This is a genomic window from Roseateles sp. P5_E11 (assembly GCF_054049355.1).
In genome coordinates, this window is the sequence record NZ_JBFUMO010000790.1 from 1 (window position 1) to 2129 (window position 2129).

The window sequence follows — 2129 nt, forward strand, 5'->3', positions numbered from 1 at the left end:
TCAGCGAGCTGGCGCCCGGCATGCAGCCCGACACCCAGCCGCTGGACGTCAGCCTGTTGGTACAGGAGACCTGTGAGGACTGGGCCAAGGTCAATGGCGTCGAGCCCGGTGCCCAGAGTCGCTTCCGGCTGCACATCGCCGCGCCTGGGCTGATGGGGCTGTTCGACGCCGAGCATCTGCGCCGCGTCCTGGTCAATCTGCTCGACAACGCGCACCGCCATGCCGAGCCCGGCGCGGGCGCGATCCAAGCGGAGCTGGACCGCCACGGCGATGCGCTGGACCTCGTCGTGCGCAGCGCGGGCGCGCCGGTGCCGCATGAGATCGAGCGCCATCTGTTCGAGCCTTTCTTCTCGACACGCAGCCGCGGTTCGGGCCTGGGCCTCTACATTTGCCGTGAACTGTGCGAGCGTCATGGCGCCCGCATCGACTATCGCCGCGCCACTGACGCGGCGGCCAACGAGTTCTGCGTTCGACTGCGCACGCCCTCATCTGCATCCTCTGCATGACTACTGCCACGCTCCCGCGCCTGCTGGTCGTCGACGACGAGCCCGATCTGCGCACGCTCTACGAGCTGACGCTGCTGCGTGAAGGCTATGAGATCGACAGTGCGGGCACGGTGGCAGAGGCGCTGGCGCATCTGCAGGCCCAGACCTACAGCGCCGTCATCACCGACATGAAGCTGCCCGACGGCTCGGGCCTGGCATTGCTGCGCTGGCTGGAGCAGGCCGGCCGACCCGAGAAGGCCATCGTCATCACGGCGTTCGGCTCGGCCGAGAACGCGGTGGAGGCCTTGAAGGCCGGCGCCTACGACTACCTGACCAAGCCGGTGGACCTGCGCCAGTTCCGCCTCGTCGTCGGTTCGGCACTGGGCCGCGTGGCGCCCGATCCCAGCCCGGCGGCGCAAGAAAAAAGCGTGGCAATGCCGGCGTCGGCGCTGCGCTTGGTGGGTGAATCACCGGCCATCCGCGCGGTTCGCTCGCTGATCGACAAGGTGGCGCGCAGCATGGCGCCGGTGCTGGTGCAGGGTGAATCCGGGACCGGCAAGGAGCTGGTGGCGCGGGCCATCCACGACCACGGCGTGCGCGCCGGGCAGGGCTTCATCGCCGTCAACTGCGGCGCCATTCCCGAGAACCTGCTGGAGGCCGAGTTCTTCGGCTACCGCAAGGGCGCGTTCACCGGTGCCAACGAGGACCGCGAGGGCTTCTTCCAGGCGGCGGATGGCGGCACGCTCTTCCTCGATGAGATCGGCGACCTGCCCCTGGCGATGCAAAGCAAGCTGCTGCGCGTCATTCAGGAGCGTTCGGTGCGGCCGGTCGGCGCCACCGCCGAGACGCCGATCAATGTGCGCATCCTCAGCGCGACGCACAAGGATCTGTCCGCCGAGGTGGCGGCGGGGCGCTTCCGCCAGGACTTGTTCTACCGCCTCAACGTCATCCAGATCCGCGTGCCGCCGCTGCGCGAGCGCCTGGAGGACCTGGGCCTGATCAGCACCCGGGTGCTGACCCGCATCGCCCAGGACGCTGGCGTGTCACCAGCGCCACGACTGACGGTGGGTGCGCTGCAGACGCTGTCGCGCTATGCCTTCCCAGGCAATGTGCGCGAGCTCGAGAACCTGCTGCACCGCGCGCTGGCGCTGGCGGGCGGTGAGTGGATCGACGCCGACGATCTTGGCCTGCCCGACACGCTGCTGGACGAGGACCGCAGCGAGTCGCAGTTCGCCGCGCTGGACACCCCCCTGGGGGCGGCACCAGTGGCCGAGGGCGTGTCCCTGCCCGAGGAATTGCCGTCGGACCTGGCGCGCTATCTCGACGAGGTCGAGCGCGCCATTCTGCTGCGAGCGCTGGAGCTGCACCGCTTCAACCGCACGGCCGCGGCAGCCAGCCTCGGGCTGTCGCTGCGCCAGATCCGCTACCGCATGGCGCGGCTTGCGATCTCGGCTGGTGACAGCTGAAAGAAAAACCTTCTCGGGATTTGCCCTGCTTGAATCTGCGGCGAGGCTATAGAGCGCTTGCTCGGACGCAGCGCTGGCGCGGCCTTGCGGCCCGCTTCGGCCCGCCAGCCCAGTGTTGATGCGGGTTGCCGGTTGCAAGCCCCGATCTGATCGGCCAAAGGCGCGSGCAGGGCATTTG

2 protein-coding genes are annotated in these 2129 nt (G+C 68.9%); both read left to right on the forward strand.

What is annotated here, in order from left to right; all coding sequences use genetic code 11:
* On the forward strand, window positions 1–506 hold a 506-nt coding region (locus ACXJKR_RS30610; RefSeq protein ID WP_457326053.1), incomplete at its 5' end, for a sensor histidine kinase.
* A complete protein-coding gene (locus tag ACXJKR_RS30615; protein WP_457326055.1) occupies window positions 503–1951 on the forward strand; it encodes a sigma-54-dependent transcriptional regulator in 1449 nt (482 codons plus the stop codon). The genes ACXJKR_RS30610 and ACXJKR_RS30615, both read left to right, overlap by 4 nt.
* The last annotated feature ends 178 nt before the right edge of the window (window positions 1952–2129 follow it).

Excerpts from the sequence above, each read along its gene's own strand:
- ACXJKR_RS30615 (WP_457326055.1), top strand. The coding sequence starts at position 503 with ATGACTACTGCCACGCTCCCGCGCCTGCTGGTCGTCGACGACGAGCCC.